The following is an 18167-nucleotide window of genomic DNA, read 5'->3' on the forward strand; positions in this document are numbered from 1 at the left end:
GGCGCTACTATTCCAAGGATATCCGCGTCAAGGCACATTTAAACTCCAATTCCCCTAAATTTAAATAACTGAGCTACCAATAAACCGATTAAATACGATATAAGATTAAAATTTTCTATCGTTGAATTAGCAATGTCTATTACACAAGCGATTGACGGAAAAGGGTCGGCAGGATACATTATAAATATAATCCTTATTTAATTCATCGGAATTATAAACATTAAGCTCACGGAGGTATGTATATGTCGTCCAAACCTAAAGTTGTATTGTGGAGCAAAACCGGCTGTCATTTTTGTGGAGAGATCAAATCGTACCTGGAATCCCAAAATCAGCCGTATGAAAATATCCAAGTGGACGGAAATGATGCGCTGCGTGACGTGCTGGAAACCAAATATGGTGTTCGTTATGTTCCTGTCGTCGAAGTAGGCGGGGATAACAAATATGAAGCCCTGCTCAACCCGGATCTGGAAGAGTTGGGTAAAGTGCTGGAAAGTTACAATCAAGTGGTATAACAATCATGTTCAAGAGAGGTGGAAGAGTTATGGCTAAGAATAAACAAATTAAATTTGGTGCGATTATTCACGGCGTTGGGGGAAGCATGACGACTTGGCGTCACCCTGAAGTACCTGCGGACGCGAGTGTTAACTTTGAATTTTATAAAACGCAGGCGCAAAAGGCAGAGGAAGGAAAGTTCGACCTCGTATTTATCGCAGATGGCCTGTTCATTAACGAAAAATCCATTCCTCACTTTCTGAACCGTTTTGAGCCAATTACGATTTTGTCTGCTTTGGCTGGAGTGACGAAGCATATCGGACTGGTTGGCACATTGTCGACTTCCTATAGCGAACCGTTCACGGTAGCACGCCAGTTTTCTTCCATTGATCATATTAGCGGAGGTCGTGCAGGCTGGAATGTGGTGACTTCCCCGCTGGAAGGCTCTGCCCTTAACTTTAGCAAAGGCGAGCACCCGTCGCATCCGCAGCGCTATAAAATTGCAGAGGAATATTTACAGGTTACGAAAGGACTGTGGGACTCGTGGGAAGCGGATGCGTTCGTTCGTGATAAGGAAGCTGGAGTATTTTTTGATCCTGAAAAGCTGCATACATTGAACCATAAAGGTGAGTTTTTCTCTGTGCAGGGTCCGCTGAACATTGGACGATCCAAGCAGGGACAGCCGGTTATTTTCCAGGCAGGTTCCTCCGAGGATGGCAAAAACCTGGCCGCTAAGGAAGCGGATGCTGTATTTACAGGACATGAAACGTTAGAGGAAGCGCAGCAGTTTTATCGTGATGTGAAAGAACGTGCGGTACGCTATGGTAGATCCGAAGAGGATATTGTCATTTTGCCGGGCATATCGCCGATTATTGGCAATACAACGGAGGAAGCGGAACGTAAGTATGAAGAGATCACTAATCTGGTGACGATTGAGGCTGCGCTAAAATATTTGGGACGTTTCTTCGATCATCATGATTTCTCACAATATCTGCTGGATGAGCCATTCCCTGAGCTTGATGGTATTGGCAGCAATGCGTTCCGCAGCGGTACAGATAAAATCAAACGAGTAGCCAAGGAACAAAACTTGACCTTACGCGAGGTTGCGTTGCGTTCAGCTACACCGAGAACCTCTTTTATCGGAACCGCTGAGCAGGTGGCGGATCGAGTGCAGGAGTGGTTTGATAGAAAAGGAGCAGACGGATTCATTATTGGTTCTGATGTACCATCGGGTCTGCATGACTTCATAAATCTGGTTGTGCCTATTTTGCAGGAACGCGGTGTGTACCGTCAGGATTATGAATTTAGCACACTGCGTGAAAACTTGGGCGTGCCTATACCTGAGAACCGCTACACAGCGGCCAGATCCAAAGTGAAGGTTGACGCATAACAGAAGGAGGAAAAAATATGTCCAAGGTTGTCATCCTATCAGGCAGTCCGTCTACACAATCCCGTTTATACGGCTTGATTCACTATACAACGGAGCAGTTGCAGCAGGCTGGAGCGGAGGTCACATTACTGAATGTGGTCGACTTGCCAGCGGAGGATCTAGTCACAGCTAACTTTAACAGCCCCGACATCACAGCATCACTTGCGCTGATTGCAGCAGCGGATGCCGTTATTGTGGCTTCTCCAGTCTATAAGGCGTCCTATTCAGGACTATTGAAAATATTCCTGGATTTGGTTCCGCAGGAGGGGCTAAGAGGGAAACCTGTCTTGCCTTTATTTATCGGAGGTACACTGGCTCACCTGCTGGTCATTGACTATGCGTTGAAGCCGGTTATTAATGCACTGGGCGGAAGACATATTCTTGGCGGGGTGTATGCAGTGGATCAGTGGGTCGAGCGTCTGCCAGATGGAGCATACGGGTTGTCCGAAGAATTGGTTGCACGGTTGGAACGTTCTGTTAAAGAACTAAATGAGCTATTAAAATTATAGATATTTTCAATATTTCCATTGACAGGTCGTTCAGTGAGTTTTATGATACAAAAAACCAAGTTAACTTATTTGATAAATGTATATAAAACTTACTGGGGGACTTGCGTATGAATATCGAGAATATGGAAGCCTTTGTATACGTGAATCATTATGGGAGCTTTAATAAGGCGGCAGAAGCCTTGTTCTTGTCCCAGCCCTCTGTTACAGCCCGGATTCAGACGCTAGAGCGCGAGCTAGAATGTAAGCTGTTCGACCGTCAAAGCAAGCAAACGGTTCTGACGGAGTATGGACGAAAGTTTCTTCCTTATGCGGAGCAGATGCTTCAGGTGCTGCAAAAAGGGAAGCAAAAGCTCCAACAGCGTAAGAAAGCCCCTCAACAAATTCGAATTGGCTGCACGATATCGGTGTCGAACTACATTATTCCAGAGATATTAAAGCAGCTTCGTGCCCGTTATCCAGAGGTTAACTACAAAATTGTGACGGCAACGACGGATCAACTGGTACATAAACTGTTGAACCGTGAGGTAGACATTAGTTTTGTCCGTAAAGTGATGCATCCGGCTATCCGTACGCTTGCTTTTTATGAAGATCCGATTTCCCTGTATGTATACGACGGCCATCCGTTTATGAAGACAGGAAAGGCCAGCATACAGGATATTCAACGTGAAACACTGGTGTTTTTTGAATGCGGATCACTAGATTGGATGAGAATTCATCGCGCTTTTGAATCACTGGAGCAGCCACCAGACATTGCTTTTCAGGTAGACAATGTGGTCACGGCCAAAAAGCTGGTATTGGAAGAAGCGGGTATTGCCTTCTTGCCAGATGTCTGTGTGAACCGTGAAGTAAAAGATCAGAAACTGTTCCGTATCCATGTTCCAGAGATAGCTAGGGTGTCGATGCAGATTAGCATAATTGCGACCAAAGAAGACTGTGCAGTAACCTCAGATTTTGCAGATGCACTGACAGAAGGTTTCCGGAGTGCTGTTTTGTTATAGAAAAGTTCTATAGCTTGGTGGATTGACGTATAGGTATCCAGGTGTTAAATTAATCACATCCTAAAACCGATTAAACTTATAGGAATTATGTATGATAGAATGTTATAGCTACCATGTATGTCGCAAACTGCTGATATACAAAGAGATGAGGGGGGTTCATATGAAAAAGTGGTTTGCAATATTGTCTGTTATGGCAATCATCCTGGTGTTGGCAGGCTGCGGTTCCTCAGATAACGCGTCCAGTGCGTCAGGTTCAAGCGGAGACGTGAAAAAAATTATCGTAGGCACAGGTACTCAATTCAAAAATGTATGCTTTATTGACGAAAACGGAAATTTAACAGGTTTTGATGTGGAACTGATCAAGGAGCTGGACAAGCGCCTACCTCAATACGAATTTGAATTCAAAACGATGGACTTTGGAAATTTGCTGCTAAGTCTCGATGCCGGCAAGATTGATCTGGTATCGCATCAAATGGAAAAAAACCCGGAGCGTGAAGCCAAGTATCTGTTCAACAAAAATCCATATAGCATTTTTCTGAACAGAGTCGCTGTAGCGAAGGATAACAATACCATTCATTCCATTGATGATTTGAAAGGGAAAAAGGTACTTACCAGCCCAACCAGTAATGCGGCGTATGTGCTAAAAGAATATAACAAAAACCATGGAGATGCCCTGAATATCGTTTATACGAGTGGTGCGGCCAATGATACGGTGCAACAAATTACGAGTGGCCGTATAGATGCTACCGTTACGACAGACTTTGCGAACCGTTTTAACACCGATGAAAAAGGAGAAGTAGCTCTGAAAACCGTGGGTGATCCTTTGACTCAATCGGATGTACTGTATGTACTGAATAAAAATGAGCAAGGATTGGCGGATGACCTGGACAAAGCCATTCAGGAAGTGAAGGACGACGGTACGCTGTCGAAGCTGAGCATTAAATGGCTTGGAGAGGATTTCACGAAGTCTCTGGAAGATGTGAAAAAGGAAGGTAACAGCAGTAAAAAGTAAGGATAGACTTGGACATTTCAGCGGTCAGGGTACTCTATGTATTCTGACCGCTGATGTATAGAAAGGAGGCAGGCATATGAGCAGAGAGTTCAATATTGACTATGTTTTTAGCTTTATCCCGAAAATGCTGTCTTACTTACACATCACCTTGTTTATTGTAGCAAGCTCGCTTGTATTGGGGCTTATCATTGGTCTGTTGGTTGCGCTGCCTCGCATGTATAACATTCCATTTCTCAAACGTGTTTCTCAGGTGTATGTTTCCTTTTTTCGCGGAACACCTATTCTAATCCAATTGTTTCTGGTGTATTACGGCCTGCCAGAGCTACTAAAGCTGGTAGATATCAATTCCTCCAGATGGGATGTGCTGTGGTTTGCTGTAGCGACCTACGCGCTCAATAGTGGAGCCTTTATTTCCGAAATTATCAGGTCAGGGGTAGAGGCAGTAGATCGAGGACAAATCGAGGCTGCGCAGTCCGTCGGCATGTCAGGCTATCAGACCTTCACACGTATCATAATGCCGCAAGCGCTGGCTGTGGTGATTCCGGTATTTTCCAATCTGGTGATTGGCAATCTGAAGGATACTTCGCTGGCATTTACAATCGGAGCGATGGAGATGACAGGGAAATCACAGACATTAGGGTCGGCTACCCAGCATTTTGTTGAAACCTATATCGCGTTATCCCTTATCTATCTGGTGATCAGTCTGATTTTACAAAAATTGTTCAAGATGCTGGAAAATACGCTTCTCCGGCATGAGCATCGGGATGCAGTGCAGAAAGAACCCGAAGAACGAAAAAGTTTTGTGGTGCGCTACTTGAGAAGTCCCCGTCTGAGTAAAGGAGGTAAAGGCATATGAGTCTGGACTTTGGATTTGTATACACCGCCTTTTTAGGATTGTTTTCTGCGCTGCCCAACACTTTAATCATTACAGTGGTTTCCGTACTGGCAGGGTTGATCATCGGGATTATAACGGCGTTGGCACGAATTTATAACGTTCCTGTGCTGTCGCAAATCTCTCACGGTTACGTTACTTTTATCCGAGGCACACCGATGCTGATGCATTTGCTGCTTATTTATTTCAGTTTGCCCTTGTTAATTGATGCAGGAGCAAAGCATTTCGGCTGGCCACTGCAATCCAAAGATGTTCCGTATATGGTATTTGCACTCATTTCGTTTTCCATTACCAGTGGCGCGTATATGTCTGAGGTCGTCCGTTCTGGAATTCAATCGGTCAACAAGGGACAAATCGAGGCAGCTTATGCTGTCGGTATGACGACGTGGCAAGTACTGAGACGGATTGTATTTCCGCAGGCGTTCGTGGTGAGTTTGCCAAATCTGACGAATTCCGTTATTGGGATGCTTCATGGCTCTACCTTGGCCTTCACGGTTTCGGTCACAGAAATCCAGGCACAGGCTGAAATTCTGGCATCTACCAACTGGAAATATTTAGAGGTATATATCGCAGCTGCACTGCTATTTTGGGGCTTGACGGTATTGATTGAACGAATATCCGGCTTGCTGGAGAAAAAAATCAATGTGTTTAATGGAGGTCGAGCATCATGATCCGTCTGCAAAATATAACGAAGTCGTTCGGCAAACATGAAGTGCTCAAAGGCATTGATTTGACCGTGAACAAAGGCGAGGTCGTCGTTATTTTAGGCCCGAGCGGTTCAGGTAAAACGACTCTGCTGCGCTGCATTAATTATCTGGAAAAGCCGAATGATGGGGAAGTGAGCATTGGCGATTTTACAGTGAACTGCAAGCGACCTGCGAAGAAGGATGTTTTGGCTCTACGTCAAAAGACGGCCATGGTTTTTCAGCAATACAATTTGTTCAAGCATAAAACAGCACTGGAAAATGTCATGGAGGGACTTGTCGTAGTCCGTAAGGTCAAGCAGGAGGAAGCGAAAAAAATTAGCATTGAAGTGCTGGAAAAGGTCGGTCTGGGTGAAAAGCTGAATCATTATCCAAGCCAGCTATCCGGCGGGCAGCAGCAGCGTGTCGGCATAGCGCGTGCTTTGGCGCTGAACCCGGAAGTGATTTTGTTCGATGAGCCGACTTCGGCGCTGGACCCTGAATTGGTGGGTGAGGTGCTGTCGGTGATCCGCAAGATTGCGAAGGAAGGCATTACGATGATTGTCGTTACACATGAAATGGGCTTTGCGCGTGATGTTTCAAATCATGTGGTATTTATGGATGGCGGTCATATTATCGAGGAAGGTACACCGGACGACATTTTTAACCACCCCAAAGAGGAACGTACCAAACAATTCCTGAAACGGATTACACCGGAATATAACTATTCAATTTAGACGGGAGACATGGGTATCAAAATCGGAGTATTGGATCAAAGCCCTATACACGAGGGGGAAACAGCAGCGCAGGCCCTTCGTAATACGATTAAGCTAGCACAGCGTGTAGAGGAATTGGGGTTTACGCGCTTCTGGGTATCAGAGCATCACGATTCCGAGCAGGTTGCGGGCTCTTCGCCAGAGGTACTCATTTCCCATTTGCTGGCACGCACTGAGCGTATTAAAGTCGGTTCTGGTGGAGTGATGCTTCAGCATTATAGCCCTTATAAAGTAGCTGAAAACTTTAATGTACTGTCCTCTCTTGCACCGGGTCGCGTAGATTTGGGAATCGGACGAGCGCCGGGCGGGCTGCCGAAATCCACACAGGCGTTACAGCGAAACGTTCATGACGCGCCTTCTCTCGAAGAAAAAATTGATGAAGTAAGCCGCTATATTCACAATATTCCGTCTGAAGAAGGACCGTTAGCCGGGTTACAGGCGAATCCGATTCCAGAAACACCAGCGGATATTTATGTTTTGGGTACAAGTATAGACAGTGCTGGAATTGCTGCGCGCTTGGGGTTGCCCTACGTTTTCTCGCAATTTATCAATAGTAATGAGCAGGTTGCATTGGATTCATTCCGTACGTATCGGGAGTCTTTCGATTATAGTTATGGACGTGAGCCGAAAGCTCTTTTTGCGCTTTCTGTCATCGTAGCGGACACTTCCGAGGAAGCTGCAGAGTTAGCAGGTGAGCACAAGCTGTACAAAATTCATCTGGCCAGTGGCAAGACGGCTACGGTGGGTACGCTGGAAAGTGCAGAAGAGTTTGGCAAGCAATCGGGTGAAGAATATACAATAGAAGCTACACAAGCGCAAATTAACAAAGGGAATAAAGACGAAATCTATGCTGCGCTGACGGAAATTCAAGCGAAGTATCAGGTCGATGAGCTGATCGTTACGACAGGAATAAGGGATATACACAAGCGCGTGCGCTCGTTCGAGTTGTTGTATGAAGCTTTTGCCGGATTGCCTGTGCAGTCCTAGATGTTGTTGGTCTGAGAGAATTGTAACTATTTTGCGTTCACGAAGGAGGAATAGGGATGAGTGGATCAACCGGGACGAAGGAGCAGGTTTTGGAGCAGAAGCTGGTGGACATTCGCCGCCATCTTCATCGAAATCCCGAGCTATCTAACGAGGAGGTTGAAACTACCGCCTTTATCCGTGGTCTGCTGGAAGAACAGAACATAACGATTTTGGATGTGCCGCTGCGTACCGGATTAGTGGCGGAAATCGGTGGACGGCAGGAGGGACCAACTGTCGCGCTTCGTGCAGACATTGATGCGTTGCCTATTCAGGAGGAAACGGGATTGCCTTATGCTTCGGTGCATCCGGGCAAGATGCATGCCTGTGGGCATGATTTTCATACCGCGTCCTTGTTGGGAGCAGCCATACTGCTGAAGCAGCGAGAGCAGGAGCTGAAAGGCACGGTTCGACTGGTGTTCCAGCCAGCTGAGGAAAAGGCTAAAGGCGCTGTCCAAGTGTTGGACAGCGGTGCGTTGGAAGGGGTGCAGGCCATATTTGGCCTGCATAACAAGCCGGACCTGCCCGTAGGCACGGTCGGCATCAAAGAAGGTTCGCTAATGGCAGCGGCGGATGGTTTTTACATCGAGGTGGAGGGTCTGAGCACACATGCTGCAGTGCCGCATGCAGGGATTGACCCCATCGTGGTATCGTCACATATCATTACGGCGCTGCAATCCATTGTGAGTCGGAGCATTAATCCGCTGGATAGCGCGGTCATTAGCGTCACGAAGCTGCATAGTGGCAATGCCTGGAACATCATTCCAGACCGCGCCCATTTGGACGGAACAATTCGCACATTTGACGAGAATATTCGCGCTCAGGTGACTGAACGGTTCGAGCAGGTCGTAAAAGGTGTTGCCGATGCTTTCGGCACGAAAGCAACCATCCGCTGGATCGAGGGTCCGCCACCTGTGCTGAATGACGGTAAGTTGGCCGCCATCGCGGAAGAGGCGGCGGAAGCGGTCGGTCTGGATGTCGTTCGTCCCATACCATCCTCGGCGAGCGAAGATTTTGGGTTTTATCAGAAGAACATCCCAGGTGTATTTGTCTTTGTCGGCACTGCGGGAAGCCAGGAATGGCATCATCCTGCCTTTGATTTGGACGAACGTGCGTTGCCGGGAACAGCGAAGCTACTGGCTTCACTGGCTGAATCGGCATTGAAATCCATAAAGTAGAGCATGAGCCTAGGGGTGGTTTTCCTGTGCCAACTATTATGTGGGCCGGAACTTCTCCCAAAATAACAGAGTGGGATACCTGGATGTTGCGTTATACCTGGAGCCAAGTCAAGAAGGATACTACTCGTTTTCCTACCCGCTAAAAAATGCTAGAGTAGTGTGAAAAAGCTTATAAATAGAGCCGTTTATTCCAAAATCAAATTCTGTGATGGAATTGATTCAGTGAATAAACGGTTTTTTCATTTTATAAAATACCAGTTTTGTGCATGCCAAAGAGTAAGTATATGTCCCAAAATACGATTAAAAATCCTAATTTAAATCATTAAGGAAAATATTGACGATGCAATAATCCAGTGATAATATGATTTGTGATTATTTACAAAAAACGACAAGGAGGATTGATAGTGTACTCTTGATCTCCTAGATTAGTTCGCAAACACGAAAAGAGAGCTGATAGAGATCATCGTTTCAGGAAAACTACTGCAATAATACAAATGGATATGGAGGTACATACATGTTGAACAGAAAAGGAATGATGGCTTCTTTTTCAGTAGTCATTGCTAGTTTATTACTGATGGGAAACGCTAGTTTTGTATCAGCGGATTCTCATCTAAACCGGAATTCTGTGGTTGCGGCAACGAGTGATTCGACATTGGCTGATATGCCAGCTTATCTCAAATCATCGGTGGAATGGGTTTGGAAGAATAGAATGCTGACCGAAGGCTCGACGGCTCGTAAAAATACGATTTTTGATCAAATTTTTGCGGGAAAAGGGACTCTTAATTATGTTATACGCTGGCAATCTTCTAAGCCCGTTACACTGAAGCAACGCCAAGATATTGCTAAAATGATAGATCGGCAGATGAACCATTGGACAGATCATCTTCAAGGATATGACGGCTGGCCTTATAAGAATATTAAAGTAAAAGTGGTAGGCTGGGCTGTTGCCGATCCTTCACTGCTCCTAGACAAGCAGCCTGACGAGGTCATTTATACGGATACCATTCTAGATACACTAGCTTCTGAAAAACCGGAAATTCCCGCTGCACTTCCCGTTGCGCCTAATGAAATATCCCGATTTGAGCATTTTTCGGACCCAAACTATTCTTATCCGGGTGGATTGGATAAACGCTTTGATATGTATCTCTGGGCCACAGAAAATTTTGACGGGGGAGCCGGCGGCGACTGGGGACAGCGTATGAATGATGAATACGTTCTGAGTACGGTGAATTCGGATGAGATTGAGATTACTGAACATGAAATTGGGCATGGATTTGGATTAAACGATTTTTATGAAGAACATGAGCGTCCACCAGGTGGATTCCCAACGAACACCATTATGTGGGCCGGTAATTCCGATCATATCACCGACTGGGATATCTGGATGCTGCGTTATACCTGGAGTCAGCTCAAAAAAGATACTTCCCGTTTCCCAATCACGGCTAAAGACGACGATGGCCCAATTGAAACAGATCCTGATAAAATCGTGAACATAGCACCTGCGGCAACGGCTAGCAGCTCCTATACTTCATCTTGGGAAAATGTAAGCGCGCTAAACGATGGATTTGAACCTGCTAATTCTAATGATCGAAGTCATGCCGTGTATGGTAACTGGCCTGAGACAGGTACACAATGGGTTCAATATGATTTTGATCAAGAGTATACGGTGTCTCAAACGGATGTCTATTGGTTCCAAGATGGCGCTGGCATTGATGTTCCTAAGTCTTACAAGATTAAGTATTGGAATGGTCGCAGCTGGTCTAATGTCAAGCAGGCTAATGGATTGGGTACTTCGGCAGACCAGTATAATACGACTACTTTTACGCCTGTAAAAACAACGAAATTAAGAATTGAAATGGTATCCAAAGGTTCAGCATCCACAGGAATATTAGAGTGGAAAGTAGCAGCTAACAAACTTTAAACATCATATTATTTGTCCAAAGGTTGTCTCCTGCGATATTTGTGGGAGACAACCTTTTCTAATTCATAGCTGAACAGTTAGGGTCTGATGAGATCAGGCTTTTTTTGCGCTTTGATTATGATGCTTATTACGTTCATATTTGTATCTGTGTTTTGCTAAACTCTCGTAGAAAGGGACACTAAGAATGAACGGGTGTACGATAGTATGTATAATGGACATCAGACATGAAAGAAAAGAGGACAGAAAGCGATGAGTCATGACGTGAATGCTCCTTACGATGTACATGTAGCATATGGACCGGTGTTTGAGTTGCTCAGCAGCTTACACACCTTTATTTGCCGCAAGGCGTACAAGAAGACCGATTTATCAGCCGGGTGGGCGGAGCAAGTGCGTGGAACGCTGTCTCCAGGTTTGTCCGAATTGCTGGAGTCCATGGAAATCAATGCAGATTGGAAGATCTTTTATGGACTCGTCTGTATGCTTTCTGATCAGGGGAAGGTTGAAGAGGTCGTAGACCGTCTGGAGAACCGGACTGTACAGGAATTAAATGAACAGGCATCAGCCTATGGAATCCCGCTGCCTGACGACATGGAGAAGCTTCGCAAACTTGCTTTGCAACTGCTATCTGGCTGGGACGAAGAGTATTTTCGCCATGTGGATATAAGTATTCTAAGCGGTCTGGAACAAGAAGCTGAACGAAGAAATAAGGAGAAGGGCATATATAGCTCTATGGAGTGGGTGGATCGTACCACTAATGGCTTCCTGTTCGAGCCTTCCGAAGGACTGACGCGCGTGTTGCTGGTGCCTCAATACCATTTTCAGCCGATAAATATTATTTATCGATTTGGGTCGCTCCTGTTGTGCCATTACTCGGCAGGAATTTATGTTCAGGAGGACGATTTTTTATCCCCACAGGAATATCGAATGATCCGAAGCTTGGGGGAGAAGAGCAGGCTTAGGATTTTAAAATATTTGTATCAAAGCCAGTCTCCACGAACCTTTATTGAGATTGTCCGTCATCTCAAGCTGTCCAAGGGAATCACGCACGACCATATTTTTAAGCTCCGGGCCTCCGGCTTCATTCATGCACATTTTGATGGAGAAACATTACTCGGATATAGCGCACGGCTTTCGGCTGTGGATGAAATGCATCGGAGCATTTTTGGCTATATGGAGCGAAATTAGGCTGCACGCACCCGTCAGACTTTAACACTTTAAACAAATAGACGTCGATCATTTGGAATCCAGATGAGTTGACGTCTTTTTTTACATAAAAAATGTAGTTCTCCCTTTACAGAACCCCAATAAATTCCTATAATGAGGTTTATCTTCTTAATCACAACTTGTTCTATCGGAATTTAATAATTTAACTCGGGGGGATTATGTTGAAAAAGAGTATTATTTTACTTAGCAGTCTACTTCTGGCGAGCTCTATTTTGCTGGCGGCTTGCTCTAACGGTGGACCGGACAGCTCCAACAATGCTACTGCCCAAAATAATGGGGACACACAGACAGCTACTACAACGCAGCCATTAACAAGTTTGGTAAAGGCCTCTGATATGTCCAAATTGCCGGAAGTGTCCAAAAAGAGAAGCGACACGATTATTGTGGGTCTGACTGACCCAGCCGGGGTGTTTACTCCGTATTTTAACCAAAGCGGCTATGACGGCAACGTGATTTCGCAATTGTGGACTCCGCTGGTCACAGTAGACGAGAAGGGGCTTCCGCTGCCCAATCTGGCTAAGAGCTGGGATATTTCTAAAGATAATCTAACGTATACATTTCATCTGGTTCCCGGTACTAAATTCAGTGATGGCTCCCCTTTGACAGCAGAAGATGTCGCTTTTACTTGGACGTTGATCTATGACAAAGCCTATCCTGGCGACAGTCAAATCCGAAAGCTGAACATTAAAGGCGGCAACGCCTATACGGAAGGCAAGGCAAAACAAATTGCAGGAATCAAGGTAATTGATGCGCAGACCATTTCTGCGACGTTGGAAAAACCTAACGCGTTGGCTCTGCCGATTCTGGGTGAATATGTACTGTCCAAAGCCTACTACGGCAAGGATTATAAGTTTGGACAGCTGGATTATTTTAAGAATCTACATAGTAGTCCTCTGGGGAATGGGGCTTATAAGCTGGAAAAATTTATTCCGGGGCAAGAAGTTCGTCTGGAGGCGAATGATCACTTTTTCAAAGGCAAGCCGAAAACACAGCATTTCATTTACAAAACAGCAGAAGGCGATGCTTGGCAGTTTATTGAAACGGGCGATACCGACTTTGCATCCTTCACCGCAACTCAGGAAAATATTGACAAACTGAAAGGGCTTGGCTTTTTAAACATTTTGCCGTATACCCCTAGCACTTACGGATATTTGCAAGTAAATCTAGAAAATGAAAAGCTTAAGGATAAAAAGGTTCGTCAAGCATTGACCTATGGACTAGATCGGAAAAGTATTTATGTCGACGCAGCTCAGGGAGCAGGGGCAGTCGCAAACATTCCAGCTTCCCCAATATTCTGGTCTTACACGACCGAAGGAATCAATCCATACAACTACGACCCGGAGCAAGCGAAAAAGTTGCTGGATGAAGCGGGTTGGGTGGAAGGTAGTGACGGTATCCGTGAGAAAAACGGACAGAAGCTGACCATTCACCTGCTGACCTCTAAACGTCCAGAAACAGACACCTTTATTGCGCTTGCGGCTGAAAATTACAAAGCGATTGGTGTTGACCTTCAGCCGGAAATCTTTGCAGACTTTAATGCAATGGTAGCCAAAGTAGAAGGTAAAGATTATGATCTCGCCGCCTTCTCGACAGGCATGCTGACAGATCCATCGGATGGAATCGAGCAATTCGTTAATGGAGAAGTCAAGGGATATAACAATCCAAAGGTAAAAGAGCTATATGAAAAAGGCTTGTCTACGACGAATATGGAAGAACGCAAGAAAATATATAAAGAATTATATGTGCTGCTAAACGATGAACTGCCCGTTATTTTTACCAACTATAAGAAGACGGTGTATGCCTACAATGGTCGGATGGAACATGTAAAGGTCAGTCCGTTCATTGGCTTGTCTGGTAATCTGTTCGAATGGTCCCTTAAATAAGCCACATTTGCGGGCCCCTTGTGAAGAACATCAGGTTCGGATCAAGGGGCCTCCCAAATGGGGGAAACGTAATGAGTAGCCTGACCTTGAATTGAAAGGAGTCTGTCATGAGCTCGTTTTTAACGAAAAGACTGACGTATATGGTTATTATTTTGTTGGCCGCATCGATGATGATTTTTTTCCTGTATGCCATGACACCGGGAGATTTCATTAGCGGCAATCTGAAGCTGTCGCCAGAGAGAAAGGCGGAGCTGAGGGAAATTTACGGCCTAAATAAGCCTATTCTTGAACGCTATGGAAATTGGCTAGGCAATGCGCTGCATGGCAATTTTGGCTATTCGCTTGCCCAGCAGAAGCCGGTGCTGACCTTATTTAATGAATATATCTGGAACTCGTTTTTGCTGGCCGTTATATCGACCTTCCTGACCTGGTTTATCGCGGTCATTATTGGTGTGGTTGCTGCTTATAAGCAGTATTCATGGTTTGATACTTTGGTAATGGTAATGATTTTCGCTGCCATGTCTGTGCCCTCTTTTTTTATCGGACTGTATCTGATTAAAATCGCAGCGGTTGACCTGAAGTGGTTGCCACCCGGTGGCATGCTCAATACGGGCAGTAACGCTACAGGTATGGAGTATGTGAAGGAGGTTCTCCAGCATATGACCTTGCCAGTGATCGTTATGACGCTGCTGGGACTGGGGTCGTTGACCCGCTACTTCCGTAGCAATATGATCGACGTGATCCAGCAGGATTATATACGCACAGCCCGTGCAAAGGGCTTAAAGGAAAGAAAGGTACTTTTTACGCACGCATTGAGAAATGCATTACTGCCTGCCATTACGCTCGTTGGCTTCGAATTACCTGCGCTGTTTGGCGGGTCCCTGATTATTGAAAAGATTTTTAATTGGCCGGGGATCGGTCAGTTGTACATGCAATCCTTTTCGCTCCGGGATTATCCGCTACTTATGGGCTTTACGATGCTAATTGCCATATTGAGCGTGATCGGGACACTGTTGTCCGATATTTTGTATCGCATCGCGGACCCGCGTGTGAAAGTGTAAGAAGGGGGCTAAGGAATGTCATCCGTGAGCAGTAATTTGAGCAAGAGCAACGGCAGACTGCAAGCAACTGTTAAATCTTCAATGTGGCAGCAAGCGCTCCGGCAGCTGTTCAGAAACAAGCTTGCTATGGCTGGTCTGCTCGTCGTGGTATTTATGTTTTTGCTCTGTTTTATCGGCCCGCTATTTTCTCCTTATTCCGATAATAAAACAAATATATTAATGATGAACAAGGCGCCAAATATCCATCACTGGTTAGGAACAGACAAGCTGGGACGGGATGTGCTGACACGTGTGATGCAGGCAGGTCAAATTTCTCTTACCGTGGGTTTGGCTTCCATGGTATTGTCAGTCTTTTTGGGGGCTACGCTGGGGGTCATATCCGCATATTTTCGCGGGATTGCAGATCAGATTATTATGCGCGTTGCTGATTTGCTGCTGACAATTCCCAGTTTGCCCCTGCTATTTATTATGGGCGCGCTGCTATCTGATTGGAAGGTTCCACCCGATCAACGGATGTATATTGTCATGCTGATGCTTAGTCTGGTCAACTGGCCGGGGATTGCACGGATGGTGAGGGGCCAGATGCTTAGTTTGCGGGAACGTGAATTTATGCAAGCCGCGACGGTACTGGGACTCTCGAATCGTCGAAAGCTGTTCAAGCATCTGCTGCCGAATATTTTACCGTTGTTGATCGTTATCGCTACATTGAATATTGGCGGAGCTATCTTGAGTGAATCTGTACTCAGCTTCTTTGGCCTTGGCGTGCTACCCACGACACCAACTTGGGGCAATATGATTGATGCCGCTAACAATGTGCTGGATTTTCAGCAACGACCGTGGTTGTGGATACCGCCAGGACTGTCTATTTTTGCTACAGTCATCGCTATTAATATTTTTGGTGACGGGCTGCGGGATGTACTTGACCCGAAACATAAGAGGTAGGTGATCATACACCATGGACAATTTACTTTCCATTGAACATTTAAGCACTCATTTTTATACAGAAGAAGGAACGGTTAAAGCGGTGGATGATATCAGCTTCCGTGTGAAGCCGGGGGAAACGGTATGCATTGTCGGTGAATCGGGCTGCGGCAAAAGTATTACCGCGATGTCGATCATGGGTCTCATCCAGAGTCCTGGTGGTAAAGTGGCAGGCGGAAGCATCCGTTTTGAGGAAACCGATCTGCTAGAGCTTAGCAGAAATGAGATGCGCACGATTCGCGGGCATGAAATATCCATGATCTTTCAGGAGCCGATGTCTTCATTGAATCCAGTCATGACCATTGGTGAACAGCTATCCGAACCACTGATTGAGCATTTGAAAATAGGCCGTAAGGAAGCTCGTAAGCGAGCACTGGAGCTGATCGAACAGGTCGGTATATCCCGGCCGGAGCAGATTTTAAAAAGCTATCCGCATGAACTGAGCGGAGGAATGCTGCAGCGCATTATGATTGCCATTGCTGTTTCTTGCAGTCCCAAGCTGCTTATCGCGGATGAGCCAACCACGGCGCTGGATGTAACGATTCAGGCGCAGATTCTCGATATGCTGCGTGAATTTAAAGCCCAATCCAATATGTCGCTCATGCTAATCACTCATGATCTGGGTGTTGTCGCCGAAATGGCTGATTACGTCATAGTGATGTATGCAGGCAAGATCGTCGAGGAAGGCGAGGTGGTACAGCTGTTCAATCATCCCAAGCATCCTTATACACAGGGGTTACTAAAGTCCAAACCGGTGCTTAATCAGCGCCAAGAGGAACTGTATTCCATCCCCGGGCAGGTACCTAATCCGCTGGAGCTGACGACTTCCTGTTATTTTCACGACCGCTGTGGGTATTGCATGGACATTTGCCGTATAAAAGAGCCTACATTAAAAGAAGTTTCAGCTCAGCAGAAAGCATCCTGCTGGCTATATGAGGAGGCGGTTGTTCATGGCTGAGCCATTGTTGGAAATAGACCGCTTAAAAACATACTTTCCCGTGAAGTCCGGGTTTATGAACCGTACTTCAGGACATGTGCGGGCGGTAGACGATATCAGCTTTACAATCCGTCAGGGTGAAACCTTCGGGTTGGTAGGGGAATCGGGGAGCGGTAAAAGCACGGTGGGCCGCACGATTGTTAGATTGACGGATAAAACGGACGGTACCGTAAAATACAAAGGGGTGGATCTGCACAGCTTGTCTGCCAAAGCGATGCAGGAGCTTCGTCCTAAAATTCAGCTGATCTTTCAAGACCCGTATAGCTCGCTGAATCCCCGTGTACGGATTGGTGATGCCATTGGTGAGGCGCTACTGGATCACGGTATAGCTACCAAAGAGGAGGTCCGGCAGATTGTGCTGGACGTGCTCAAGCTATGTGGATTGTCCGAATATCATATCGACCGTTTCCCCCATGAATTTTCGGGAGGTCAACGTCAACGGATCGGCATTGCCCGAGCGTTGGCGCTTCAGCCGGATCTAATTATCGCTGATGAGCCGGTATCAGCGCTGGATGTGTCCATACAGGCGCAGATTATTAACCTATTCGCCAAATTGCAGGCCGAACGGGGTTTGACATATTTGTTCATCTCGCATGATTTGAGCGTGGTGGAACATTTGTGTTCCCGTATTGGCGTGATGTATCTAGGCTCTATGGTCGAAACAGCTTCGCGTGACGAGTTATTCGGCAATCCGCTGCATCCGTATACGAAGGCGTTGCTGTCGGCTGTGCCTATTCCGGTGCCGAAGTTGAAAAGAGAACGAATTTTGCTCAAGGGGGATATTCCTAGTCCGGTTAATCCGCCTTCGGGCTGCAAATTCCATACTCGCTGCCCCTTTGCCATCGGGCGTTGTTCTAAAGAGATTCCACTCTATCGTGAGGCACGTCCAGATCACTGGGTAGCTTGCCATTTGGCTGAATGAACAGAGCTAGTCAACAAATTTTAAAGCCGTTGAAACGGCAGACCGATCACAAGAGTGAAAGGGGTCTACTGTTTCAACGGCTTTTTAATGTTGTTGTGATTCAAACCGCTTGGGTTGACAACACGCTTGGAGCAGCGTTATATTAAATAGTAATCGTAATTATTACTATTTATGGTGTGAAATCAT

General features: G+C 46.0%; 17 protein-coding genes and 1 pseudogene. All 18 read left to right on the forward strand.

What is annotated here, in order from left to right:
- Positions 1 to 242 precede the first annotated feature (242 nt).
- The 18 genes and pseudogenes from MKY98_RS11230 (at position 243) to MKY98_RS11315 (ending at position 17981) form a co-directional block, all read left to right on the forward strand.
- Positions 243 to 512 (forward strand): glutaredoxin family protein, encoded by a 270-nt coding sequence (locus tag MKY98_RS11230; RefSeq protein ID WP_029519113.1) that lies wholly within the window; start codon positions 243 to 245, stop codon positions 510 to 512.
- A 29-nt stretch (positions 513 to 541) separates the two neighbouring features.
- Positions 542 to 1882 (forward strand): LLM class flavin-dependent oxidoreductase, encoded by a 1341-nt coding sequence (locus tag MKY98_RS11235; protein WP_069010216.1) that lies wholly within the window; start codon positions 542 to 544, stop codon positions 1880 to 1882.
- A gap of 17 nt (positions 1883 to 1899) precedes the next feature.
- Complete coding sequence (ssuE, locus tag MKY98_RS11240; RefSeq protein WP_069010215.1) at positions 1900 to 2430, forward strand: NADPH-dependent FMN reductase; 531 nt, start codon at positions 1900 to 1902, stop codon at positions 2428 to 2430.
- A gap of 107 nt (positions 2431 to 2537) precedes the next feature.
- The gene (locus tag MKY98_RS11245; protein WP_029519117.1) at positions 2538 to 3428 is read left to right on the forward strand and encodes a LysR family transcriptional regulator; all 891 of its coding nucleotides are present in this window, start codon (positions 2538 to 2540) and stop codon (positions 3426 to 3428) included.
- Between the two features lie 160 nt (positions 3429 to 3588).
- Positions 3589 to 4440 (forward strand): transporter substrate-binding domain-containing protein, encoded by an 852-nt coding sequence (locus MKY98_RS11250; protein WP_029519118.1) that lies wholly within the window; start codon positions 3589 to 3591, stop codon positions 4438 to 4440.
- Between the two features lie 76 nt (positions 4441 to 4516).
- Positions 4517 to 5296 (forward strand): amino acid ABC transporter permease, encoded by a 780-nt coding sequence (locus MKY98_RS11255; RefSeq protein WP_069010214.1) that lies wholly within the window; start codon positions 4517 to 4519, stop codon positions 5294 to 5296.
- Complete coding sequence (locus tag MKY98_RS11260) at positions 5293 to 6003, forward strand: amino acid ABC transporter permease (RefSeq protein WP_069010213.1); 711 nt, start codon at positions 5293 to 5295, stop codon at positions 6001 to 6003. The genes MKY98_RS11255 and MKY98_RS11260 overlap by 4 nt, the downstream gene beginning before the upstream one ends.
- Positions 6000 to 6752: an amino acid ABC transporter ATP-binding protein gene (locus MKY98_RS11265; protein ID WP_025722945.1), complete on the forward strand. Its 753-nt coding sequence runs from the start codon at positions 6000 to 6002 to the stop codon at positions 6750 to 6752. The genes MKY98_RS11260 and MKY98_RS11265 overlap by 4 nt, the downstream gene beginning before the upstream one ends.
- A 9-nt stretch (positions 6753 to 6761) precedes the next feature.
- Entirely contained in the window at positions 6762 to 7778 is a 1017-nt protein-coding gene (locus MKY98_RS11270; protein WP_069010212.1) for an LLM class flavin-dependent oxidoreductase, read from the forward strand.
- A 56-nt stretch (positions 7779 to 7834) separates the two neighbouring features.
- The gene (locus MKY98_RS11275; RefSeq protein WP_069010211.1) at positions 7835 to 8992 is read left to right on the forward strand and encodes an amidohydrolase; all 1158 of its coding nucleotides are present in this window, start codon (positions 7835 to 7837) and stop codon (positions 8990 to 8992) included.
- Positions 8992 to 9135: pseudogene (locus tag MKY98_RS11280) on the forward strand (dockerin); the annotation flags it as partial. The gene MKY98_RS11275 and the pseudogene MKY98_RS11280, both read left to right, overlap by 1 nt.
- 371 nt (positions 9136 to 9506) lie before the next feature.
- On the forward strand, positions 9507 to 10913 hold the full coding sequence (locus MKY98_RS11285) for a discoidin domain-containing protein (RefSeq protein WP_069010210.1): 1407 nt from the start codon (positions 9507 to 9509) through the stop codon (positions 10911 to 10913).
- 249 nt (positions 10914 to 11162) lie between these two features.
- Entirely contained in the window at positions 11163 to 12098 is a 936-nt protein-coding gene (locus MKY98_RS11290; protein ID WP_069010209.1) for an ArsR family transcriptional regulator, read from the forward strand.
- A gap of 197 nt (positions 12099 to 12295) precedes the next feature.
- Positions 12296 to 14020, forward strand: a complete 1725-nt coding sequence (locus MKY98_RS11295; RefSeq protein ID WP_049817073.1) for an ABC transporter substrate-binding protein — start codon at positions 12296 to 12298, stop codon at positions 14018 to 14020.
- Between the two features lie 107 nt (positions 14021 to 14127).
- Entirely contained in the window at positions 14128 to 15081 is a 954-nt protein-coding gene (locus MKY98_RS11300; RefSeq protein ID WP_029519127.1) for an ABC transporter permease, read from the forward strand.
- A gap of 15 nt (positions 15082 to 15096) precedes the next feature.
- On the forward strand, positions 15097 to 16023 hold the full coding sequence (gene opp4C, locus MKY98_RS11305) for an oligopeptide ABC transporter permease (protein WP_029519128.1): 927 nt from the start codon (positions 15097 to 15099) through the stop codon (positions 16021 to 16023).
- A 13-nt stretch (positions 16024 to 16036) separates the two neighbouring features.
- A complete protein-coding gene (locus tag MKY98_RS11310) occupies positions 16037 to 17020 on the forward strand; it encodes an ABC transporter ATP-binding protein (RefSeq protein ID WP_069010208.1) in 984 nt (327 codons plus the stop codon).
- On the forward strand, positions 17013 to 17981 hold the full coding sequence (locus MKY98_RS11315) for an ABC transporter ATP-binding protein (protein WP_069010207.1): 969 nt from the start codon (positions 17013 to 17015) through the stop codon (positions 17979 to 17981). The genes MKY98_RS11310 and MKY98_RS11315 overlap by 8 nt, the downstream gene beginning before the upstream one ends.
- The last annotated feature ends 186 nt before the right edge of the window (positions 17982 to 18167 follow it).

The organism is Paenibacillus sp. FSL M8-0228 (genome assembly GCF_038007385.1).
Classification (GTDB): domain Bacteria; phylum Bacillota; class Bacilli; order Paenibacillales; family Paenibacillaceae; genus Paenibacillus; species Paenibacillus polymyxa_D.